Origin of the sequence: Allochromatium vinosum DSM 180, from assembly GCF_000025485.1 — a bacterium.
In the GTDB taxonomy this organism is placed as follows: Bacteria; Pseudomonadota; Gammaproteobacteria; order Chromatiales; family Chromatiaceae; genus Thermochromatium; species Thermochromatium vinosum.
Genome location: NC_013851.1, coordinates 1,152,727 through 1,174,922, shown reverse-complemented (window position 1 = coordinate 1,174,922; position 22,196 = coordinate 1,152,727). Strand labels below are relative to the sequence as shown.

The window sequence follows — 22,196 nt, the reverse complement described above, 5'->3', positions numbered from 1 at the left end:
TTCAGCCCTGACCGCGCCCGACATCGAAACCACCGTCATCGGACGCCCGCCCCGCCGCGAAGGCCACGACCTGCTCGCACCAGGGACAGACCGCCTGGCCCGGTCCGTCGATGCACAGCAGCTTGCCGCAGCCGCACAGGGCGAAAGCTGTGGCATTGCCGCAATGCGGACAACCGGGCGCGCCCATGAGTTCGGAGGTGTTGACCTTGAGATCGCCGGTGCGCGGATCGGTCCAGTCGAAATAGGACTCGTCGAGCGGATAGCAGCCGGCGAGCCGGTACAGCGCCACCTCGAACTGGAACTCGCTGGTGCCCAGATGCTGACGCTCCCGCTCGTACTTCATGATGTAGGGCTTGCGCGTCCTCTGGCAGCGTCCGACCAGGGTCACGCAGGATTCATCGGCGCGTGTCGGCGGCGGCGCCTCCTTCACCAGACTGAGCACACGCTTGTCGAGCGACAGCTCGATGGTCTGATCGAGCGCCTCACCGAGACGCTGGCTGCGCGCCAGCACCGAGGCGCTCACCCAGTCGACGAACTGCTTGTAGTCGCCCGCGCGCACCTCATCGAAGCGGATGACCTGATCGGTCAGGCGCTTCAGCGCCGAAAAATCCGCATCCCCGCCCATGCCGACCGCGATCAGGGTCGCCGACCCGGCATAGCGCGCCCGCCAGCGCTCGATCGCCGGCTCCGGATCATCGGTCGGATGCCCATCGGTGAACAGATAGACGATCGGCCGCCAGTCGCCCTTGCGCTCGGGCGTGGTCTTGACCACCGAGCGGTCGATCTCGCTCATGAGCGCATCGAGCGCCGCCCCCAGGCTGGTTCCGCCGCCCAGCGGCAGCCGGGGCGGATAGAAGGAGAACAGCTCGACCAGCGGCACGATGGTCTTGGCGAACCCGGCGAAAGCGATGACTGAAATGTGCACGGTTTCGAGCGCATGCGGATCGGCGCGCAGTGACTGCACGACCGCCTGCAACCCCTCCTCCATCTTGCGGAGATTGTCTCCGACCATGGATTCCGAGCAGTCCAGCAGGAAGAACACGGGTAAGCGGCGCATGACCTGACCCCCTTTGTCAGTTCTACAAGACGAGCTGCACCTCGGCCGGCGGCGGCGGCAAAGCCACTGGCCCCTCCAGTCCCGTACTGCTCGACCCGACCGCGACACTGGCCGAGACCCATTTGAAGAACCCCGAGAAGGCCGCCGCGTCCAGGGTGTCGAGCCGCACCACCCGATCGGTCAGTTCGCGCAGCGCCTCGTCCTTGGCCTTGGGACCGGCGGCACAGGCCACGATGGAACCGAAATGACGTCTGTGGATCTCGGGGATCGCCTGACGGTAGTCGTGCAGATCCGACGGGCTGCCGTCGGTCATGACGAAGAGCAGCGGCCGCCAGTCGCCCTTGGACTCGCCGGTGCTCTTCCTGACGTCGCGATCGACATGCCGGATCAGCAGCTCCAGCGCCGCGCCGAGAAAGGTCGCCCCCGAGGACGGCACCTGGATCTCGCCGAGTTGGACCTGATCCAGGGGCGTCAGCGGCAGATATTCGCGCGCCTCGACGTCGAAGGTGATGATGGACAGATGCACGCTCTCCAGCGCATAGGGGTCCTGGCGCAGGGCGCTCAGCATCGCTTGCAGACCGACGTTCACCGAATGGATGGGTTCGCCGCGCATGGAGCCGGAGGTATCGAGCAGGATGTAGACCGGGAGTCGTCTGACGCTCATCATGGCCTCCTCGGGCAGGGTTCAGGATTCGGACGTAACGCTTGGGTCACTCGACCTGGTGGTTCGGAAGGTTCAGTCCATACTCGAGGTCGGCTCGAATATCGGCCGGATCTTCCAGGCCGACCGCCAACCGGATCAGCCCCTCGCCGATTCCGGTCTCGGCGCGCTGCTCGGGCGTGAGACGACCGTGGGTGGTGGTCGCCGGATGGGTGATGGTGGTCTTGACGTCGCCCAGATTGGCCGTGATCGACAGCAGTCGCGTCGCGTCGATCACCCGCCAGGCCGCCTCGCGACCGCCGCGCACCGCGAAAGCGACGATCGCTCCGCCGGTGCGTTGCTGCGATCCGACCAGATGATGCTGGGGATGGTTCGCCAGTCCCGGATAATGGACGCGCTCGACCGCCGGCTGCCTCTGCAACCATTCGGCCAGCTCCGCTGCGGCACGCGACTGAGCCAGCATCCGCAATTCCAGCGTCTCCAGTCCCTTGAGAAAGATCCAGGCATTGAAGGGACTCAGGGTCGGGCCGGCGGTGCGCAGCACGCCGTAGACCTCCTCGCCGACCCGCTTGCGGTCCCCCACCACGGCCCCGCCGACACAGCGCCCCTGGCCATCGAGATACTTGGTCGCCGAATGCACCACGATGTCGGCGCCGAGTGCGAGCGGACGTTGCAGCGCCGGAGTGCAGAAACAGTTGTCGACCACCAGCAGCGCACCATGCCGATGGGCGAGCGCGGCCAGTTGGCGCAGATCGACCATCTCGGTGAGCGGATTGGATGGCGTCTCGCAGAAGAGCAGCCGCGTGCGCCGCTCGCCGTCGCGCTCCAGCGCCGTCTCCCAGGCCGACAGATCGCTCAGCGGCACATAGTCGGTCCGGATGCCGAACCGCGCCAGATACTTGTCGAACAGCATGGTGGTGCTGCCGAACAGACTGCGCGCGGCCAGAATCCGGTCGCCCGTCTTGAGCAGCCCCAGACAGACGGACAGGATCGCCGCCATGCCCGAGGCCGTGGCCACGCAGGACTCACCACCTTCCAGTGCCGCCAACCGCTCCTCGAAAGCCCGCACAGTGGGATTGGTGAAACGCGAATAGATGTTGCCGGCCTGCTCGCCGGCAAAGCGCGCAGCGGCCTCGGCGGCACTGGCGAAGACGAAACTGGAGGTGGCGAAGATCGGCTCGCTGTGCTCGCTCTCCCCGGTACGCCGATGCCCGACGCGGATGGCGCGCGTGGCGAATCCGGGCGCGTCCTCCGCGCCGTCCCAATCGTCCGGCGCTGGATCAGTTGGAGTTGTGGAGGTCAAGGATGCTCTCGCTGCGGGCGGCGCGCTGCTCCTTGGCGCCATCGTTACGGCGATCTTCGAGCGCCTGGAGGTATTCGGGCGTCACGTCACCCGTCACATACTGACCGTCGAACACCGAGGTGTCGAAGCGGTCGACGTGCGACTTGCCCTTTTTCTGCACCGCGTCGATGAGATCCTCCAGATCCTGGAAGATCAGCCGGTCCGTACCCAGCTCGCGCGCCACCTCGTCCTCGGTGCGGCCATGGGCGATCAGCTCGCTGGCCGCCGGCATGTCGATGCCATAGACGTTGGGGAAGCGCACCGGCGGCGCGGCCGAGGCGAAATAGACGCGATTGGCGCCGGCATCACGCGCCATCTGGATGATCTGCTGCGAGGTGGTGCCGCGCACGATGGAGTCGTCGACCAGCAGCACGTTCTTCCGGCGGAACTCCAGGTCGATGGCATTGAGCTTCTGGCGCACCGAGCGCTTGCGCACCTTCTGGCCCGGCATGATGAAGGTGCGGCCGATGTAGCGGTTCTTGATGAAACCCTCGGCATAGTGAACGCCGAGTTGATTGGCCAATTGCAGCGCGGCGGTGCGGCTGGTGTCCGGGATCGGGATCACCACGTCGATGTCGTGGTTGGGCCACTCGCGCTTGATCTTGGCCGCCAGCTTCTTGCCCATGCGCGAACGCGCCTTGTGCACCGAGATGTTGTCGATGATGGAATCGGGACGGGCGAAGTAGACGAATTCGAAGATGCAGGGCGAGAGCACCGGATTGGCGGCGCACTGACGGGTGTGGAGCTGACCGTCGAGCGTGATCAGCACCGTCTCGCCCGGTGCGACATCGGACACCAGATCGAAGCCGCTGGTGTCGAGCGCGACGCTCTCGGAGGCGATCATGTACTCGGCCCCCTCGGGCGTCTCGCGCCGGCCATAGACCAGCGGTCGAATGCCGTGAGGATCGCGGAAGGCGAAGACACCGAAGCCGGGGATCATGGCCACGGCCGCGTAGCCGCCGCGACAGCGCCGGTGAACACCGGCCACGGCACGGAAGATGTCCTGTTCGTCGATGCGCAACCGGCCCTGGATCTGCAACTCGTGGGCGAGGATGTTGAGCAGGATCTCGGAATCGGACTCGGTGTTGAGATGACGCAGATCCTCGACGATCAGGTCTCGCTTGAGTTCCTCGGCATTGGTCAGATTGCCGTTGTGGGCGAGCACGATGCCGTGGGGCGAGTTGACGTAGAAGGGCTGGGCCTCGGCCGAGCTGGAGGCTCCGGCGGTCGGATAGCGCACGTGTCCCACGCCCATGTTGCCGCGCAGGCGCAGCATGTGCTTGGTCTGGAACACGTCGCGCGCCAGACCGTTGTCCTTGCGCAGATGGAGCTTGCCGCCTTCGCAGGTGACGATCCCGGCGGCGTCCTGGCCGCGATGCTGCAGGACGAGCAGCGCGTCATAGAGTGATTGGTTGACCGGAGCCTGGCCGACGATTCCGACGATTCCACACATGAATTAAAGCCTCGGCCGCGCCATTGGGGCGAGCCAGCGCGGGTGATTGGGGACCGTGCAGATTAACCGAAGCCCGCCGATGCCATCAAGATGGCTTGATACACCCGTGGCGATCGCCCCACAAACACCGGCTCAGCCGTTTGAACCAAAAGTTCTCGGGCAGCAGCATGAGATGCACGAACACCAGGATCGCCAATTGATACCAGAGGCTGCCGAGCCACGCGGGCGTGACTCCGGCGGCCATCCAGCTTTCGGCAAGCCGTTGCAGGTTGAAGAAACTGAAATAGGCCAGCAACGCCAGCAGCATACGCCCGGTGGTGCGCTGGCGCGGCGAGGGATCGACCAGGGGGATGGCCAGCACCGCCAGGGTCAGGATGGAGAGCGGCGCGGCAAGCCGGTGCTCCAGTTCCACACGGTCGGCCAGTTCGTCCGAGTGCATCAGATCCGGAGTCGGAATGGTCGCGCGCTTGTTGAAGGCGTGCGGCGCGGACCCCGCGTCAGCGAGCCGGATCTCGTAGCGTTCGAAGTCACCGATCAGATAGGCACCGGAGCCGGCTTGACCATCGAAGCGATGGCCCTGAGTCAGGGTCACCAGATGATCGCCCGTGGATTCCTCGATCCGATGGCGCCCGGAGTCACTCACCACCAAGCGCGTCTTCTCCCCGCGTCGATCGAGTACGAACACATCACCGAGCAACTTGTGCTGGTCGATCTCGCCGATATAGACCACGACCTTGCCCTGCTCCTCGACATAGAAGCGGCCGGCCTGAAGTCCGGCGATCTGCGCGGCCTGCTCTTTCTGCTGAAGCCGGATCTGCTGGATGCCGGCCGCCGCATGCGGCTTGAGATCGAGTGCGACCCAGCCGGTGACGAACGCCACCGGAACGGCCAGCAACAGAAAGGTGCGATAGAGCCGCGGCGGACCCACGCCACAGGCCTGCATGGCGATCAGCTCGCTGTCGCGTGCGAAACGCGCCAGCGTCACCAGGATCGCCAGGAAGAACGCCGGGGGCAGCAGACTGGATATATCGCGCTGGATCTGGAGGCTCAGATAGCGAAAGACCACGTCCACGCCCAGACCGCCGAGGTTCACTTCCTCCAGGGTGCGCAGGAACATCAGGCTGGCGAGGATCAGCACCAGCACCAGTACGATGGCCAGGAAGACCTGGGCGGCCTCGCGCAGCAGATAGCGGTCGAGCAGACCGAGCAGGGGGCGGGTACCGATCATGCCAGCGCCTTGGAGACGACCTCGAAGACGTCGGACGACAGCTCACGGCCACCCAGCACGCGCTCCAGCTCGGCCCGCATCAGCGACTGGCGTTCCGGATCGAACCGGCGCCAGCGCACCAGCGGCTTGAGCAGCCGCGCGGCCAGCAGCGGATTGACCGGATCGAGTTCCAGCACCCGATCGACCAGGAAGCGATAGCCGGCCCCGTCAGCGGCATGGAAGCGGACCTGATTGACGTTGCTGAAAGTGCTGACCAGCGCGCGCACCCGGTTGGGGTTGCGCGCGCTGTAGTCCGGATGTCTCAGGAGCGCCATGACCCGTTCCAGGGCGTCCGGGCGCGGAGCCGCAGCTTGGACCGCAAACCACTTGTCGAGCACCAGCGACTCACCCGACCAACGCCGATGGAAGGCGTCGAGTGCGGCATCCGCGCCCACCCCGCCCGGCTCGGCCAGCAGTCGCAGGGCGGCCATGACGTCGGTCATGTTGTGTGCGGCCTCGAACTGTTCACGACAGAGATCGCGTCCCTCCTCGTCACCGGCGTGCACCAGATAGGTCAGCGCCAGATTCTTGAGCGCGCGCCGGCCGACCGCTTCGGGGCTGAAGACATAGGGTCCGGTCTCGGCATTGGCCCGATAGACGGCGAGCAGATCGGCACGCAGCCGCTCGCCGATATGGCGCGTCAACTGACGATGGGCGCGATGGAGCCCGTCGACGTCGACCACGGTCATGCGGTCGCTCAGATAGGTCTCGCTCGGCAGGGTCAGCACCTCGGCGAGCAGCGCCCGATCGGCGCTCGCGTCGCACAGGGCGCGCCGGCAGGCGGCGATGTAGTCCTCGGGGATGGGATGCGCGGCATCGTCCGTCAGCGCCAGCAGCAGACGCTCGTGCAGCGTCTGAGCGGCGTCCCAGCGGTTGAAGCCGTCGCTGTCGTGGGCCATGAGGAACATCCGGTCGGCGTCGATCAGGTCGTCATGCACCCGTACCGGCGCCGAGAAGCCGCGCAGCAGCGAGGGCACCGGGCGTTCGCTCAGGCCAGTGAACGTGAAGCGGTGCTCGGGTTCGGTCAGCTCCAGCAGGCGCGTGCCGGGCGTCGGCGGTTCGGACTCGTCGGCCAGCCGCAACGGCAGGTCGTGCCCATCAGCGCTGAGCAGCCCGATGGCCAGCGGAATATGGAAGGGCGGCTTGACCGGCTGACCCGGTGTCGGCGGCGTCTCCTGGCGCACGCTCAGGGTATAGGTGCCGGCCGCCGCGTCGTACTCGCCCCGGATGTGCAGCTCAGGCGTGCCGGCCTGCTCGTACCAGCGCCGGAACTGGGCCAGATCGCGCCCGCTGGCGTCCTCCATGCAGCGCACGAAGTCCTCGGTGGTGACAGCCTGACCGTCGTGGCGCTCGAAATAGAGATCGGTCGCGCGCCTGAATGTCTCGCGACCGAGCAGCGCGGCTTGCATCCGCACCACCTCGGCGCCCTTGTCATAGACGGTGGTGGTGTAGAAGTTGTTGATCTCGATATAGGAGTCGGGACGTACCGGATGAGCCAGCGGGCCGGCGTCCTCGGGGAACTGGTGCGCGCGCAGCGTCCGCACGTCCGCGATGCGCTTGACGGCACGCGAGCCGACATCGGACGAGAACTCCTGATCGCGATAGACGGTGAAGCCTTCCTTCAGGCTCAACTGGAACCAGTCGCGGCAGGTGATGCGGTTGCCGGTCCAGTTGTGGAAATACTCGTGCGCGATGACGCTCTCGATGCCGTCGAAATCAGCATCGGTCGCGGTGTCGGGACGGGCGAGCACGAACTTGTCGTTGAAGATGTTGAGTCCCTTGTTCTCCATCGCGCCCATGTTGAAGTGGCTGACGGCGACGATCATGTAGATATCCAGATCGTACTCGCGCCCGAAACGCTCCTCGTCCCAGCGCATCGCCTTCTTTAGCGAACGCATGGCGTGATCGCCCTTGTCGAGATTGTGCGGCTCGACGAAGATCTGGAGCTTCACGTCCCGTCCCGAAGCGGTGACGAAGCCGTCCTCGATCAGGCTCAGATCGCCGGCGACCAGGGCGAACAGATAGCTCGGCTTGGGGAAGGGATCGTCCCAGGTGACGCTGTGGCGACCGTCGGGAAGTTCGGCGCGCGCGATCGGGTTGCCGTTGGACAGGAGTACGGGGAAGCGCGTCCGGTCGGCGATGAGCGTGGTGGTGTAGCGCGCCATCACGTCCGGGCGGTCGAGGAAATAGGTGATGCGCCGGAAACCCTCGGCCTCGCACTGGGTGCAGAGCAGGTCGCCGGACTGATAGAGCCCTTCGAGTGCGGTGTTGAGGTTGGGATGGATCTCGACCCGGGTCTCCAGGGTGAAGCGGTCGGGCACCCGATGCAGCGTCAGCCCCTCGCCGTCGACCCGATACTCGGCGGGCGTCAGGACGTGCCCATCGATGGCCACCTGCGTCAGCTTCAACTGCTCGCCATGCAGACGCAGGTGGCCATCCCCACGGGTCGCCGCCGGATGGCGCCGCAGTGATAACCGCGATTCGACGCGCGTGCACTCGGGATCGAGTTCGAAGCGCAGCTCCACCTGGTCGATCAGGAACTCGGGCGGACGGTAATCCTTGAGGTAGATGGGATGCGGGGTTTCGCGATACATGGTGCAACCTGAGCGTCTGAGAAGGAAGTGTGAACGACACGACTTGACTGAAGCGGAGCCAGGGGTGAAGCTCGCACACCAAGGTCAATCTTCGCAATAGTTCGGAAACCATGCCACAGGTCACTGTCTACACGACCCAAACCTGCCCCTACTGCGACCGCGCGCGGCGTCTGCTCAGGCGCAAGGGCGTCGACTTCGCCGAGATCCCGGTCGATCACGACCGCACACGCATGGCCGAGATGGTCGAGCGCAGCGGCCGGCACACGGTGCCGCAGATCTTCATCGACGACTTCCACGTCGGCGGCTATGACGACATGGCGCTGCTCGACATGGAGGGCGAACTCGACGAACGCCTCGGACTCGACACCGATGACTGAGCGCACCGCCGATCCGGCCGACGCCATCCGGATCGACAAATGGCTGTGGGCGGCGCGCTTTTTCAAGACCCGTCAGCTGGCCATCGAGGCCATCAACGGCGGCAAGGTCCATGTCGACGGCCAGCGCGTCAAGCCCAGCCGCGTCATCCGTCCCGGCAGCCGGCTGGAGATCCACAAGGATAGCCTGAGCTGGGAGATCGAGGTGCTGGCGATCAACACGCAGCGCCGCCCAGCCGCCGAAGCCGCCCTGCTCTATGCCGAGTCCGAAACCAGCCGGCTCAGGCGTCAGGCGCTGGTGCGCGAGCGGCGCGAACTCGGTTCGGCGATCCCCGACAGCAAGGGCCGCCCCACCAAGCGCGATCGTCGCCAGATCCAGCGCTTCACCGAACACGGCGACTCGGTCGGCTGAGCCGGGGCACGGGTCGCGCCATGAACAACGACGCCTTCAGCGACATCAGGACGGCCCTGGTAACGGGTGCCAACTCCGGCCTGGGCCGCGCCATCGCACAGGGATTGTCCGCCGCCGGCTGGCGCGTGGGTCTGGTCGCGCGGGATCGGGCGCGCGGCGAAGCCGCCCTGGCCGAGATCCGGTCCGCCACCGGCAATCCTCATCTGCAACTCTTCGTCGCCGATCTGGCCAGTCAGGCCGAAGTGCGCGCCCTGGCCGAATCCGTGCTGCAGCAATTCGGCGCCCTGCATCTGCTGGTCAACAATGCCGGCACCGCCTTTCGCGAGCGGCGCCTAAGTCCGGACGGAATCGAACGCGCCCTGGCCGTCAATCATCTGGCGCCTTTCCTGCTGACTCACCGGCTACTCGACCGCCTCACCGCCAGCGCGCCGGCACAGATCATCAACGTCGGCACGCGCATGAACACCGCGCTGGATCTCGACGACTGGAACTGGGAGCGGCGTCCCTATCGGATGATGGCGGCCTATGGTCAATCCAAGCTCGGCAACCTGCATTTCACCTTCGAGCTGGCGCGGCGGCTCGCCGGAAGCGGCGTGCGGGTCAACTGTGTCTTTCCGGGCGTCTTCCGCTCCAATCTCGGCGGCACGGATGGCGCTCAGGGACTGTTCTGGCGGCTGGTCGACCGGCTGCTCGGCTGGGCACTGCCCACTCCCGAACGCGCCGCGCAGGGCGTCCTGCGGCTGGTCTTCGACGACTCCGTGGCGCAGGTCGCCGGCGCCTATCTCTGGAATGGGCGGCCGATCCAGGCTCCGGCCCAGGCACGCGATCCCGAACTGAACCGGCGTGTCTGGACGCTGAGTCTGGCGGCCACGGGACTTGGGGACACATCAAGCCACCAGTGAGAGCGACTCGCTGGATTCGCTGGAACGATAGGACGAGCCATAGGCGTCCATGAGCTGCATGACGCGCCGCATCACGAACAGGTCGGGCCGGGTGGACTGTTCGCGGCTGACGGACTCGGCGCTGGCTGTCGCGGCGGCTTCTGTGGCTTGCTGCGTCTCAGCCTCCTCGTCGGCAAGCTGACTGTTGAACGTCTGCGTAAACTTCATCGCCTCGGCGCCCAGCACCTCGGCACGCCCTTGCAGAAACGAGAGACTGTCGGTCAGCGAGCGCACCCCCTCGGTGAGATCGCCCGAGCTGACCTTGCCGTCGCCGTCCATGTCGAGCGCGGCGACTACGTCCTCGACACCTGGAAGCGTCAAATTTTCGTCGGACTCTTCTTCCGAATCGCCCAGACCCAGCGCCTCGAAGGCTGTCTCGAAGTCGCCGGCATCGAGATAGCCCTTGCCCTCCGTGTCCAGCTTCGAGAAGACCTGCTCCAGGGTTGCGGTGCGCTCCTCATAGTCGCGTGTGATGGCGCTCGCGGCTCCGTAGAGCCTGGAGCCGATATCACCAACGCTGCTCGTGATCGTGCTGATACTCATCTTGTCAAACTCCCGACGGCTCAAGATCCACGATGGCCCACAGGGGGATGATCGGTGTGATCGTCCAGCTCCGGGGCGGTTCGTGTCTCACTGGAGCAAGCGGCGGGCCAGCTTGTATGGCATCGCTGGACCCATGCTCGGAGTTTGCGGCTTGATCGGATTCAGATGGCTTCCAGATACCGAACGACTCGCGCCAGATCATCCGGGGTATCCACCCCCGGTCCCGGCGTCTCGGCGGCCAACCCGACATGGATGGGCGCACCGTGCCAGAGGGCGCGCAACTGTTCGAGCGACTCGGCGATCTCCAGCGGCGCGGGCTCCAGGGTGACGAAACGCTTCAGGAAGGCGGCCCGATAGGCATAGAGGCCGATGTGTCGAAGAAAAGCAACCGACTTGGGCAGCCGGGCCTTGTCACCCAGGAACTCGTCGCGATGCCAGGGGATGGGGGCGCGCGAAAAATAGAGTGCAAAACCGGCGGTGTCGATGACGACCTTGACCACATGCGGATCGAAGAGCGTGGCGCTGTCGTCGATCGGGTGGGCGAGCGTGGCCAGGCCGATCTCGTTGCGTGCGGCCAGACTGGACGCGACCTGATTGATGAGCGCAGGCGGCATGCAGGGCTCGTCACCCTGGAGGTTGACGACGATCGTGTCATCGTTCCAGCCGCGCCGCTCGATCACCTCGGCGACCCGATCCGAGCCGCTGCGATGACTCGAAGCGGTCATCTCGGTGGCGATCCCCAGTTTTTCACAGGCTTCGCGGATACGCCGATCATCGGTGGCGACCACGACTTCGCCGGCGCCGCTGGCCCGAGCGCGCTCGACGACACGCTGGATCATCGGCTTGCCGGCGATGTCGAGCAATGGCTTGCCCGGCAGACGGGTCGAGCCGTAGCGGGCGGGGATGACGACCTTGAAATCTCTGTCCATTCAGCGATTCGCTCTGAGTTGATCGGTTTTGCGGAGAAGGTGCGAGGCGAAATCCGGGTCCAGTATCGCCGTGACCGGCAGCATCCAGTGATCGCTCGCAGCGAAGGTCGCGCACTTGACGGCGTCCTTCTCGGTCATGACGACGGGCAGGCCGCGCCAGCGGTCGCCGTCCTCGGGGCGGTAACGATGATGATCCGGATAGGGCCAGCGCTCGACCACCAGACCCGCCGCCTCCAGTTGCCTGAAGAAGGGTTCGGGATGACCGATCCCGGCGACGGCACGCACCCGCTGTCCACTCAGATCCGACAGCGGACGCCGCTGGGTCGGATCGCGCAGATTCACCAGCTCGCCGGGATGCAGTTGCATGCGGTGGCCCGGCCCCGCACCGCCCTTGTGGAGCACCAGATCCACGTTGTTCAGTCGCGCGGGCGGCTCGCGCAATGGACCGGCCGGCAGACAGTGGCCGTTGCCGAAGCCGCGCGTGCCGTCGATCAGGACGATCTCGAGGTCGCGCGCCAGCCGATAGTGCTGGAGACCATCGTCACTGATCAGGATGCCGCAGCCGCTCAGCGCGATGGCCAGACGTCCGGCCGCCACCCGATCCGGCCCCGCGACCACGACACAGCCCGAACGACGCGCCAGCAGGACCGGCTCGTCGCCGACCCGGTCGGGATCGGATTCGGGCGTGACCCGTTGCGGCCAGTGTTCTGCACGGCCGCCGTAGCCGCGCGTGATGATCGCTGGTGTCCAGCCCTGGGCGCGTAACAGCTCGACCAGGCGCAACACCAAGGGTGTCTTGCCGGTTCCGCCGACGGTGAGGTTGCCGACCAGGACCACGGGTACGGGCAATCGTTCGCTGGCCAGCCAGCCCTTTTGGTAGGCACGGCGTCGGACACGGACGATGGCGCCATAGAGCCAGGACAGCGGCAGCAGGAGCCGGGTGAGCGGATGGCGACGGCTGCGGCTGTACCAAATGGATGTTGGATCGAGCCTCATCCGCGCACTTCCGCCCCCAGAGGATGCCGACACTCAGGCCGGCGTTTTGGATGCATCGGACAGATCATGGAACTGCAACCGATGCAGCCGCGCGTAATAGCCACCGAGCGCCAGCAGTTCCGGATGACGCCCCTGCTCGACGATCCGCCCGTCCTGCAACACCAGGATGCGGTCGGCGCTCTCGATGGTCGAGAGCCGATGCGCGATGACCAGCGTGGTGCGCTTGGCCATCAGCGTCTCCAGCGCCGCCTGGATATGACGCTCGGCCTCGGTGTCCAGCGCCGAAGTCGCCTCGTCCAGGATCAGGATCGGCGCGTCTTTGAGCATGGCACGCGCAATGGCCAGACGCTGGCGCTGACCGCCTGAGAGCAGCACGCCCTTGTCGCCGATCAGGGTGTCGAAGCCCTGGGGCAGCGCCTCGATGAATTCGAGCGCATGGGCGCTGGCGGCAACCCGCTCCAGCGCCTCACGGCTCGGCGGTTCGGCGCGCCCATAGGCGATGTTGTTGGCGACCGAGTCGTTGAAGAGCACCACGTCCTGACTCACCAGCGAGATCTGGGCGCGCAGACTGGCGAGCGTCAGCTCCCGGATCGGGACGCCATCGATGCGGATCTCCCCGACCGTAGGATCATAGAAACGCGGCAGCAGATTGGCGATGGTGCTCTTGCCGCTACCGGAGCGCCCGACCAAGGCCACCTTCTCGCCCGGCTCGATGAGCAGGTCCAGCTCCCGCACCGCCGGCGCCTTGTCCTCCGAATACCGATGACTGACGCCGCAATACTCGACCCGCCCCTCGACGCGCGTCAGGCTCAGCGTGCCGGTGTCGGATTCCTTCTCGGCATCGATCAGCTCGAACAGACTCTCGGCGGCGATGATGCCGCGCTGCAACTGACCATTGACCGCCGTCAGCCGCTTGACCGGCGGCAACAGCAGCCCCATGGCGACCACGAACGACATGAAGGTGCCGACCGAGATGTTCTCCTTGAGTCCCTGCATGGTCGAGAGATAGACCACCACCGCGATCGCCGCCGCCGAGATCAACTGCACCAGGGGTACGCTCGCCGCCTCGGTGGCGATCATCTTCATCTGCAATGAGCGGGTCTTCTCGTTGATGAGCTGGAAGCGCCGCGATTCGCGCCCCTGGCCGCCGAACGCCTTGACCAGCCGCTGACCGTCGATGACCTCCTGGGCAACGTGGGTCAGATCGCCGACCCGATCCTGGATGCGCCGGCTGTGGCGCCGGAAGCGCTTGGTGGCGTACTTGACCGCACCAGCCATCACCGGACCGATGACCAGGAAGATCAGCGACAGCCCCGCGTTCAGATAGAGCATGTAGGCCATGAGCCCGATCACGGTGAAGCCGTCACGCACCAGCGTCGTGACCGCCGAGGTCGCCGCATTGGCGACGTTCTCGACGTTGTAGGTGAGCTTGGCCAGGATGTGGCCCGACCCCTGGGTGTCGTAGAACCGCGCCGGAGCGCGCAGCAGATGTTCGAACATCTCCTGACGCAGATCGGCCACCACCCGCCGCCCGACCCAGCTCAGGAAATAGGTGTTGACGAACCCGGCGAGGCCGCGCACCACGAACAGCCCCACCAGCAGCCAGGGCATGAGCCGCACGATCTCGATGTCGCGATCGACGAAGCTGCCGTCGATCAGGGGTTTCATCATGGCGGCGAACAGCGGCTCGGTGACGGCGAACACCAGCATCCCGGCGATCGACACCCCGAAGATGCGCCAATAGGGCCGGACATAGCCAAGCAACCGCCGATAGACGACACGCGCGTCGGCCGATGAGATCATCGCGTCCTGACTCATGGCGCGGCCCCTTCAGAACGGGTCGCGGCGAAGGCGATGCGGGTCAGGCCGGCCTGACTGGCGGCATCCATGGCGGTCATCACGGCCTGATGCGGCGTAGCGGCGTCGGCCTGGATCAGCACCGGGATGGCGCTGTCTTCGCCGCGACGTTCGGTGAGGAGACGCGCCAGGGTCGCGGTCCGGGTATCCGTCACCTCGCGATCGTCGACGAAGAAGCGCCCGGCCCGATCGATGACGATCCGGATCATGGCCGGCTCCTGAGCCGGGATGTCCTCGCCCTGAGCCTGTGGCAACTGCACGCGCAGACGTGCCTCGTCCTTGAAGGTGGTCGAGACCATGAAGAAGATCAGCAGCAGGAAGACGACATCGATCAGCGGGGCTAGATTGATGTCCACCGGCTGACGGCGATGCGGGCGTAGATTCATCGCGACGCCTCTCCGGTCGCCTCGCGCTCGCCCTGGAGCACCTCGACCAGCCGCAGTGCCTGCTCCTCCATGTCGAGCGCGATCCGCCCGACCTTGCTGTCGAAGAAGCGGTGGAACATGAGCGCGGGGATGGCCACCGAGAGTCCGGCGGCCGTGGTGATGAGCGCCTTGGAGATACCGCCGGCCAGCACGCCGGCATTGCCCACGCCCGCCTCCATGATGACCCCGAAGACATCGATCATGCCCAGCACGGTGCCGAGCAGGCCCAGCAGCGGCGCAATCGCGGCGATGGTTCCGAGCGTGTTCAGGAAGCGTTCGAGCTGCGCCACCACATGGCGTCCGGCATCGTTGATGGCGTCCTTCATCACCTCGTGCGAGTGCTGACGATTGACCAGACCGGCGGCCAGGATGCGTCCGAGCGGCGACCCCTCGCGGATCTGGGCGATGGCGACTGCGTTGAGCCGCTGTTCCTGATGCAGGCGCCAGATCCGTTCGACCAGCCGCTCCGGCATGATGCGCGAGCGACGCAGCGTCCAGGCGCGCTCGATCACGATCGCGGTCGCCAGCACCGAACAGGCCAGGATCGGCACCATCAGCCAGCCACCGGCATACATGAGTTCAAGCAAGGGAAATCCTCCACGGTCATCGACCCGTCCAGCGCGGTGCGCTGTTTCGGTCGAGCATGATACTCGAAGCCTGCCATGGGTCGCAGCGGGCATCGGACTCGTGGCAGGCAAGCGCCTGAATCATCGGATCCGGGCGGTGAGACGCGCGTGAGGCTTGAAGCGTCCGTCCCGGCTCGGGATACTGTGCTGTGCCACGACATCCACCATACGGAGTTCGCCCGATGTCCTATGAACCCAATACCCGCGTCACCGTCGTCGACATCCAGATGCCGTTCTGGTCGATGGTCGTCTTCATGGTCAAGGCCGCCATCGCCTCGATCCCGGCGGTCTTCATCCTGACGGTCATCGCCTCGGTGTTCATGGCGATCCTGAGCGCGCTGTTCGGTTCAGGTCTGCGCTGACCGATGAAACCCGCCAAGGAACCCGTCACCCAAGCGGTGCGCGTACTGCGCGCCGCCGGTGTGCCCTTCGAGGGCCATCCCTACACCTATGTCGAGGGCGGCGGCACGGCCCAGTTCGCCCGCGAACTCGGCGTCGACGAACATCTCGTCATCAAGACCCTGGTCATGGAGGACGAGCAGCGCCAACCCATGCTGGTCCTCATGCACGGCGATCGTCAGGTCTCGACCCAGGCGCTCGCCCGTGCCATCGGTGCCAAACGGATAACGCCCTGCGATCCCAAGGTCGCCGACAAGCATTCGGGCTATCAGGTCGGCGGCACCTCCCCGTTCGGCACTCGTCGCGCCATGCCGGTCTACTGCGAGCAGGGCATCGCCGACCTGCCGCGCCTCTACATCAACGGCGGCAAGCGCGGCTATATCATCTCACTGGCCACGGCGGATCTGCTGCGCGTGCTCCAGCCGGCTCTGGTGGGCATGGCCGTCTGACGTTCGGCCCCGTGGCGACATGGTTCACGCCTTCTTCAGAAACTCTGCTTTCAGCAGAAAGCTCCCGGCGTCGGTCTTGCAGTCGACGGCATGATCGCCGCCCACCAGCCGGATGCCCTTGATCTTGGTGCCGACCTTGAGCGTCGTCGAGGTGCCCTTGACCTTGAGATCCTTGATCAGCACCACGCTGTCGCCGTCGCTGAGAACCTGCCCGTTGGCGTCCTTGACCACGAGGGCGTCCTCGCCCCCATCCTCACTGGCCTGTTGCGACCATTCATGACCGCAGTCGGCGCAGATGTAGAGATCAGCGTCGGGATAGGTGTTGTCCATCGAGCAGCGGGGACAAGGCGGAGGTGTACTCATAGGTTGGCCGTCATTGGTTTGTATTGAAAGGGGGTCGCATCATACCTGATCGGACGATACCGACATCGGAGACCGGAAATGTCGGGGAAACGCTTTCTGCTCGGGATGGAGGCGCGGCTGTCGTGCAGCGCGAGGCATTGGCTGTCTCTCCGTATCCTGATCCACGCCACCATCAACCGCACCGAGCATGACCCTGACTTTGTCGCGTCCATCGAGGCCTTCGTCGAAGACTGGCGCGCCGGATCGAGCGCTCGGCCGCACCCACATTGCCGACGCGCCTTGCCAGGACGACGGATGGCGAAGCGGCATGAGGGACTCGAATCGAAGGCTGGGAGGCTCACTGAGGAACCGGTTCAGCGTCGAGCGGATCGCCGTCACGCGCTTGCCGGCGGCGCTGCGCCTCCTCCTCGGCATCGTGGATTTCGTTCAGCAGGTCGTCGAGATCGACCGTCCGATGCTGGCCCTTGAAATGACCGGTGAGGCTGATCTCAGGCGTCAGATGGCCATGTTCGTACAGATGCCAGATTTCCTCGCCATAGCTGGTGGTCAGGAGTTCCGGGGCGAACTGACCGAAATACGCCGCCAGATTGGCCACATCGCGCTTGAACATCCAGGGCGCATGGTTGTTGGCGGCGGCATCGACGGCCTGGGGCAGATCGATGATCACCGGTCCCTGTGCATCGACCAGGATGTTGAACTCGGAGAGATCGCCATGGATCAAGCCGATGCCGAGCATCCTGACCACGTCGGCGATCAGTGAGGCGTGATAGGCCCGCGCCTGCTCGGGCGTCAGATCCAGATCGTTGAGCCGGGGCGCCGCCTCACCATCCGCGTCGGTGATCAGCTCCATCAGCAACACGCCGTCGATGAAATTGTACGGCTGGGGCACCCGCACCCCGGCCGCCGCCAGACGATAGAGGGCATCGACTTCGGTGTTCTGCCACACGTCTTCCTGCTCCCGGCGGCCATAGCGGGAGCCTTTGGCCATCGCCCGCGCCTGACGACTGTTGCGCACCTGCCGCCCTTCGCGATACAGCGACTGCTTGTGGAAACCGCGCTGGTCGACCGCTTTATAGACCTTGGCACAGCGGACGACTCCGTCGGCACGCACCACATAGACCGCCGCCTCCTTGCCGCTCTTGAGTGAGCCGAGGACTTCATCGATCAGTCCTTCCTGGACCAGCGGTTCGAGACGTTTGGGAATTTTCATGGGCGCTTGGCGTCGCAGTCGGAAGGACAGACCAGGGCGGATTGCTCTGTCCGAGTGAATCGGGTGGTCTCTTTGCGCTCTATGGTCTCTTCAGCCGTGATGGCCGACACACCACGCTGGTGTGGCCCCCAAACCAACGGGGCGCAACAGCAAGCTTCAGACGAGACGGCTGAACGTATCACAATTGACTCAAGCCAAGAACACGCAGTCATCGCTCGGCACTCCCACCTATCCCTCGCCCGCCACCTGTCCGGCGCCGATGAGTTCGATCGGGTAGCCGTCGGGATCCTCGACGAAGGCGATGATCGTCGTTCCCGCGTTCATGGGGCCGGCGTCGCGCAGAATCTTGCCGCCCTGCGCCTTGATCCGCTCCACGGCGGCGTAGACGTCCTCGACCTCGATGGCGATGTGGCCATAGGCCGTGCCCCGCTCGTAGCGGTCCACGCCCCAGTTGTAGGTCAGCTCGATGACGCTCTGCTCGGACTCCTCGCCATAGCCCAGAAAGGCGAGCGTGAACTCGCCGTCCGGGTAGTCCTTCTGGCGCAGCAGGCGCATACCGAGCACCTGGGTGTAGAAGTCGATGGAACGCTGGAGGTGGCTGGTGCGCAACATGGTGTGGAGGATTCTCATGCAGGACTCCTGAGTTGTGTGTTGTGAGGATGGGGCGGGCGTCGCGATGTCGAGAAAGGCGCGCGACGGGCGGCGATGATAGTGCCGGATCACCCGCTCCTGTCCATCGACGAGGGCCACCAGCACGTAGCGCGCCGTCAGGGGGATGGCCTCGGGCGAGGCGGCGCGCGCGCTGGCAATGTGCGTGCAGCCGACCTGTTCAGCCCAGGCCCGCCAGCGCGGGCCTGGGCTTCGGCGGCGTGTAGACTCAGCCGGCCACGGGACGCGCCAGTCCCGCTCGCCAGTCCTCAATGAAGGCCTCGATGGATTCGATGAAGTCGGGATCATGCTCGGTGCGATTGATGGTGGCGTGGATCAGGACACCCGTTCCCGCCGGGGCCGAGTCTTCTTGAGCGGTCAGCGTCCAGGCCAAGGCATTGGGGCAGGTCGGCAGCGTAAAGCGCACGCCCTCCCGGATGCACTCGCGGCGTACCTGGAACTGTCCCCAGAGGCAATAGATCTCGCCCTGATCGCGGGTGTCGTCCCAATGCAGCACGCGATCGATGGCGGCACAGAACGCGCTCAGACGCGGCCCGGTCAGGTGGCGCTGAAGTGACTCAGCGGTCCAGTGAGCGGGCGATGTGGCGAAGAATTCCATGGGCGCTCCAGGGTGGTCAGGGACGGAAATCGTGGATGATAGCCCGAAGCCGACCCAACCTCGCGCACTGTCCGTCAGGAGATCCGTCATGCCCATCGATCAGGACACCCTCGAACGCACCCGCAAGCCGGCGGCTACTCTAGCGGCTGGATCACAGCCGAGATCGTCGGGCCGTTCAAGGGCGAGCCGGGCACGGAGCATTGGTGATGGATCGCCACGGTGCCTTCAAGTCACCGCCGGGGCTTGATGCAGAAAGCTGTCCTCATTGAGCTGCCGCAACACGAAGTCAGCGACATCGGCACGGCTGACCCGCCCGGCCTTGAGCGTCGGATCGGTCCCGAACCGATAGGCGCCAGTGCGCGGACCATCGGTCAGCCCACCGGGGCGCACGATGATCCAGTCCAGGCCGCTGGCCTTCACCAGCCGCTCCTGCTCGGCCTTGGCCTCCAGGATCGCCTTGAGCGTCAGCTCCATGATCAGCCGCCAGGGCCAGGCCAGTTGGGCGCGACTCTCGCCGACCCCGAGCGAGGTCACGACCACCAGCCGACGCACGCCCTGATCCGGCATGGCGCTGAGGATGCGTTCGGTGCCGCGCGCCTCGATCGGGGTCTTGGAGCCGTGCGAGCCGAGCACGCAGACCACGGCGTCTGTCCCGGCCAGACAGCGTGCGACCGCCGCCGGGTCGAGCACGTCGCCCGTGACGAGCGTCAGATCGGGGTGCGGGGTGAGCTTGGACGGATCGCGGACCAGGGCCGTGATCCGGTGGCCCTGTTCCAGGGCTTGAGCCAGTACCTGCCGGCCGGTGCCGCCGGTGGCGCCAAACAGTGCGATGTGCATCGGTGTGTCCTCGGTGTGGTTTGAGCCTCTATACAATCTGGGGGACTCGTTGACCGCTTCCAGTCCTGGTCGGCTCACGGCCTCAATCATGACTGAACCGCACCGGGTTTCTCGGAGCGGTTCACCTCTTCGCCCGCTTCATCGGCCTGTTGTAGCCACTCATAGCCGCAGTCGGGACAGGCGCTTCATACCGGATCGGACGACGCCGGCACCGGAAACCTTCGAGCCACGAAGCTGGCCCGCCAGATCGGATTTTTATTGATATTTGTCAATTCGTTAGAGCAATTAAACCGATCGTGACAAACGACTGTATCCGTTCATGAGCGAGCGCTAATCTAGCCTCAACCTCGTGAGAGGGATCCACACCGAACGTTACTGACACGAATGGAGCGCTCAGCCATGACTCAAGAGACGACCACCACCATGCCACGCCTGAACGAACCCGCACCGACCTTCGACGCCCCGACCACCCACGGCCGCAAGACGCTGGAGGACTATCGCGGGAAATGGCTGGTGCTCTTCTCGCACCCGGCCGACTTCACGCCCGTCTGCACCACCGAGTTCATGGGCTTCGCCCGCCGCCACACCGACTTCCAGGCCATCGGCTGTGAACTGCTCGGACTCTCGATCGACAGTCACTACAGCCATGTCGCCTGGGTGCGCAACATCAAGGAGAAGTTCGACGTCGAGATCGGCTTCCCGATCATCGCGGATCTGTCGATGGCCGTGGCCAAGGCGTACGGCATGATCCAGCCGGGCGCGAGCGACACCTCGGCGGTGCGCGCTACCTTCGTCATCGATCCCCAGGGCGTGCTGCGCGCCATGCTCTACTATCCCATGAGCAACGGTCGCTCGATCGACGAGATCCTGCGTCTGGTCAAGGCGATGCAGACCTCGGATGCCAACAAGGTCGCCACGCCCGAGAACTGGCAGCCGGGCGACAAGGTCATCGTCCCGCCGCCGGGCAGTGTGGAAGAGGCCAATGCGCGCGCCGTCAGCGGCGAGTACGAGTGCGTCGACTGGTACTTCTGCAAGAAATCGCTCTGACCGCCTGACCCGCAGGTGTGACTGAAACCAAGACCCCGGCTCCGTGAGCGGGGTCTTGGTCTATCCGCCAACCCAAACCCCGCCTCTGTCGATCCAGCCGATCAGGGGCGAGTGGGTCGCGGCCTCTCGCTCGGGCATCGGTCAAACCTTCACGGCTTTGAGCGGCACGGGTTCGGCTTGCTCGGTCTTGACCGCAGTCGCTGATGCGGCCCCCGCGCCCGACTCAGACTCCAACGGCTTGCCCTTCAGGATCAGCTCGACCTCGCGCGCATGACGCGCCAGGTGCACCGTCAGCGTCTCCAGCTCGTCATCGGGCAGGCTCGGCAACACCGACCCGGCGCGCAGCCAGTCGGCCAGCCGCTCGGCGTTCTCCAGAATGCGGTCATAGGCTTCGGCGGCCTTCTTGTCGGCAGTGCGCAAGCGTTCCACTCCCCGGCGGTCACGGACGATGTATTCGATTTCGATCATAGTGCGGCCCCATTTCGGCCATCAGTGGTCTGGGACGGGGAGTATAGCGTTCACTGGTCCGCCCCATTGGATCGCTCCAGCTTGACCTCGGCCAACTCTTTGCGCAGCTTGGCGTTTTCCGCCTCCAGTTCTGGCACACCACGCCCACCGGGTACCGCCACAGCACCGCCGCGCTTGACCGCCGCCATCCAGTTGCCAAGCCTGCCCTTGGGGATCGAGAGCCGCTTAGCCGCCGCCTCCTGCGACAGCCCCTGCTCAACAACCAGCTTGACCGCCTCGGCCCGAAACTCCGGTGAATAACTCTGGTTCTTCATCTTGCACCTCGCTCGGTAGACTCTACCAAGCGGGAGTATCCGTTTTCATCAGGCTACCTCATATCTGCATGTCCTGGATCACTCGGCCATGGGGGCGCCGCCTGTGCCGGACCCGCTCAAGCGGCAACTGCGTCAGTGTTTCGACGGTCCCTTCATCCTGGCGGGCGGTTTCGATCGGGCGAGCGCGGAAGTCGCACTCGCTGAAGATCGCGCCGACCTCATCGCCTTTGGCCGTCCCTTCCTGGCCAATCCCGATCTGGTCGAACGGATGCAGACCGGGGTCGCACTGAACACGCCCGACATGGCGACCTTCTACACGGCTGACGCCAAGGGTTACACCGACTATCCAACGCTTGGGTCTTGAC

General features: G+C 65.4%; 25 protein-coding genes and 1 pseudogene. 7 read left to right on the top strand and 19 right to left on the bottom strand.

Translation table 11 applies throughout. The annotated features are described in order from the left end of the window. Position 1 precedes the first annotated feature (1 nt). The 6 genes from ALVIN_RS05105 to pepN form a co-directional block, all read right to left on the bottom strand. Positions 2-1,057: a TerY-C metal binding domain-containing protein gene (locus tag ALVIN_RS05105; protein WP_012970244.1), complete on the bottom strand. Its 1,056-nt coding sequence runs from the start codon at positions 1,055-1,057 to the stop codon at positions 2-4. 22 nt (positions 1,058-1,079) lie between these two features. Next, complete coding sequence (locus ALVIN_RS05100) at positions 1,080-1,721, bottom strand: vWA domain-containing protein (RefSeq protein ID WP_012970243.1); 642 nt, start codon at positions 1,719-1,721, stop codon at positions 1,080-1,082. A gap of 46 nt (positions 1,722-1,767) precedes the next feature. Further along, complete coding sequence (locus ALVIN_RS05095) at positions 1,768-3,021, bottom strand: O-succinylhomoserine sulfhydrylase (protein ID WP_012970242.1); 1,254 nt, start codon at positions 3,019-3,021, stop codon at positions 1,768-1,770. Next, positions 2,999-4,513 (bottom strand): amidophosphoribosyltransferase, encoded by a 1,515-nt coding sequence (purF, locus tag ALVIN_RS05090; RefSeq protein ID WP_012970241.1) that lies wholly within the window; start codon positions 4,511-4,513, stop codon positions 2,999-3,001. Before purF ends, ALVIN_RS05095 begins: the two co-directional genes overlap by 23 nt. 85 nt (positions 4,514-4,598) lie before the next feature. Next, on the bottom strand, positions 4,599-5,741 hold the full coding sequence (gene lptF, locus ALVIN_RS05085; RefSeq protein WP_012970240.1) for an LPS export ABC transporter permease LptF: 1,143 nt from the start codon (positions 5,739-5,741) through the stop codon (positions 4,599-4,601). After that, a complete protein-coding gene (gene pepN / locus ALVIN_RS05080; RefSeq protein WP_012970239.1) occupies positions 5,738-8,374 on the bottom strand; it encodes an aminopeptidase N in 2,637 nt (878 codons plus the stop codon). Before pepN ends, lptF begins: the two co-directional genes overlap by 4 nt. A gap of 110 nt (positions 8,375-8,484) precedes the next feature. Between pepN and grxC the strand changes: the two genes are divergently transcribed. The 3 genes from grxC to ALVIN_RS05065 are packed head-to-tail and all read left to right on the top strand — an operon-like array spanning position 8,485 to position 10,062. After that, the gene (gene grxC / locus ALVIN_RS05075) at positions 8,485-8,751 is read left to right on the top strand and encodes a glutaredoxin 3 (protein ID WP_012970238.1); all 267 of its coding nucleotides are present in this window, start codon (positions 8,485-8,487) and stop codon (positions 8,749-8,751) included. Further along, positions 8,744-9,160, top strand: coding sequence for an RNA-binding S4 domain-containing protein (locus tag ALVIN_RS05070; RefSeq protein ID WP_012970237.1), 417 nt, complete (start codon positions 8,744-8,746; stop codon positions 9,158-9,160). The genes grxC and ALVIN_RS05070 overlap by 8 nt, the downstream gene beginning before the upstream one ends. Positions 9,161-9,180: 20 nt before the next feature. Next, positions 9,181-10,062: an SDR family NAD(P)-dependent oxidoreductase gene (locus ALVIN_RS05065; protein ID WP_012970236.1), complete on the top strand. Its 882-nt coding sequence runs from the start codon at positions 9,181-9,183 to the stop codon at positions 10,060-10,062. Here the strand turns inward: ALVIN_RS05065 and ALVIN_RS05060 are convergent. The 6 genes from ALVIN_RS05060 to ALVIN_RS05035 form a co-directional block, all read right to left on the bottom strand. Continuing rightward, entirely contained in the window at positions 10,048-10,644 is a 597-nt protein-coding gene (locus ALVIN_RS05060; RefSeq protein WP_012970235.1) for an EF-hand domain-containing protein, read from the bottom strand. The two genes, ALVIN_RS05065 and ALVIN_RS05060, sit on opposite strands and share 15 nt — an antisense overlap. A gap of 161 nt (positions 10,645-10,805) precedes the next feature. Then, positions 10,806-11,573 (bottom strand): 3-deoxy-manno-octulosonate cytidylyltransferase, encoded by a 768-nt coding sequence (kdsB, locus tag ALVIN_RS05055; RefSeq protein WP_012970234.1) that lies wholly within the window; start codon positions 11,571-11,573, stop codon positions 10,806-10,808. Next, complete coding sequence (lpxK, locus tag ALVIN_RS05050) at positions 11,574-12,569, bottom strand: tetraacyldisaccharide 4'-kinase (protein ID WP_012970233.1); 996 nt, start codon at positions 12,567-12,569, stop codon at positions 11,574-11,576. A 33-nt stretch (positions 12,570-12,602) separates the two neighbouring features. Beyond that, on the bottom strand, positions 12,603-14,387 hold the full coding sequence (gene msbA, locus ALVIN_RS05045; RefSeq protein ID WP_012970232.1) for a lipid A export permease/ATP-binding protein MsbA: 1,785 nt from the start codon (positions 14,385-14,387) through the stop codon (positions 12,603-12,605). Beyond that, entirely contained in the window at positions 14,384-14,812 is a 429-nt protein-coding gene (locus tag ALVIN_RS05040) for an ExbD/TolR family protein (RefSeq protein WP_012970231.1), read from the bottom strand. Before ALVIN_RS05040 ends, msbA begins: the two co-directional genes overlap by 4 nt. Beyond that, on the bottom strand, positions 14,809-15,438 hold the full coding sequence (locus ALVIN_RS05035; RefSeq protein WP_012970230.1) for a MotA/TolQ/ExbB proton channel family protein: 630 nt from the start codon (positions 15,436-15,438) through the stop codon (positions 14,809-14,811). Before ALVIN_RS05035 ends, ALVIN_RS05040 begins: the two co-directional genes overlap by 4 nt. A gap of 221 nt (positions 15,439-15,659) precedes the next feature. On the opposite strand from ALVIN_RS05035, the gene ALVIN_RS05030 reads away from it, so the two are divergent. Next, the gene (locus ALVIN_RS05030; protein WP_012970229.1) at positions 15,660-15,839 is read left to right on the top strand and encodes a hypothetical protein; all 180 of its coding nucleotides are present in this window, start codon (positions 15,660-15,662) and stop codon (positions 15,837-15,839) included. 3 nt (positions 15,840-15,842) lie between these two features. Continuing rightward, complete coding sequence (gene ybaK / locus ALVIN_RS05025; RefSeq protein ID WP_012970228.1) at positions 15,843-16,325, top strand: Cys-tRNA(Pro) deacylase; 483 nt, start codon at positions 15,843-15,845, stop codon at positions 16,323-16,325. A gap of 24 nt (positions 16,326-16,349) precedes the next feature. Here the strand turns inward: ybaK and ALVIN_RS05020 are convergent, their stop codons facing one another. From ALVIN_RS05020 to ALVIN_RS05000, 5 genes are all read right to left on the bottom strand, one after another. Continuing rightward, positions 16,350-16,688 carry a zinc ribbon domain-containing protein YjdM gene (locus tag ALVIN_RS05020; protein ID WP_012970227.1) on the bottom strand — a complete coding sequence of 113 codons (339 nt, stop codon included), beginning with the start codon at positions 16,686-16,688 and terminating at the stop codon, positions 16,350-16,352. Positions 16,689-17,025: 337 nt separating this feature from the next. Then, positions 17,026-17,898, bottom strand: a complete 873-nt coding sequence (locus tag ALVIN_RS05015; RefSeq protein ID WP_012970226.1) for a PA4780 family RIO1-like protein kinase — start codon at positions 17,896-17,898, stop codon at positions 17,026-17,028. A 228-nt stretch (positions 17,899-18,126) separates the two neighbouring features. Next, positions 18,127-18,528 (bottom strand): lactoylglutathione lyase, encoded by a 402-nt coding sequence (gene gloA, locus ALVIN_RS05010; protein WP_012970225.1) that lies wholly within the window; start codon positions 18,526-18,528, stop codon positions 18,127-18,129. Positions 18,529-18,775: 247 nt separating this feature from the next. Further along, the gene (locus ALVIN_RS05005; RefSeq protein ID WP_012970224.1) at positions 18,776-19,165 is read right to left on the bottom strand and encodes a hypothetical protein; all 390 of its coding nucleotides are present in this window, start codon (positions 19,163-19,165) and stop codon (positions 18,776-18,778) included. 225 nt (positions 19,166-19,390) lie between these two features. Beyond that, on the bottom strand, positions 19,391-20,002 hold the full coding sequence (locus ALVIN_RS05000) for an NAD(P)-dependent oxidoreductase (protein ID WP_012970223.1): 612 nt from the start codon (positions 20,000-20,002) through the stop codon (positions 19,391-19,393). Between the two features lie 399 nt (positions 20,003-20,401). On the opposite strand from ALVIN_RS05000, the gene ALVIN_RS04995 reads away from it, so the two are divergent. Further along, a complete protein-coding gene (locus ALVIN_RS04995; protein WP_012970222.1) occupies positions 20,402-21,049 on the top strand; it encodes a peroxiredoxin in 648 nt (215 codons plus the stop codon). A 141-nt stretch (positions 21,050-21,190) separates the two neighbouring features. On the opposite strand, the gene ALVIN_RS04990 is transcribed toward ALVIN_RS04995, so the two are convergent. Both ALVIN_RS04990 and ALVIN_RS04985 read right to left on the bottom strand, forming a co-directional pair. Then, on the bottom strand, positions 21,191-21,517 hold the full coding sequence (locus tag ALVIN_RS04990) for a YebG family protein (protein WP_012970221.1): 327 nt from the start codon (positions 21,515-21,517) through the stop codon (positions 21,191-21,193). Between the two features lie 71 nt (positions 21,518-21,588). Next, positions 21,589-21,831 (bottom strand): annotated as a pseudogene (locus tag ALVIN_RS04985) (transposase); the annotation flags it as partial. Between the two features lie 88 nt (positions 21,832-21,919). Between ALVIN_RS04985 and ALVIN_RS04980 the strand changes: the two are divergent. Then, a complete protein-coding gene (locus ALVIN_RS04980; RefSeq protein WP_043795530.1) occupies positions 21,920-22,195 on the top strand; it encodes an oxidoreductase in 276 nt (91 codons plus the stop codon). Position 22,196: the final 1 nt, after the last annotated feature.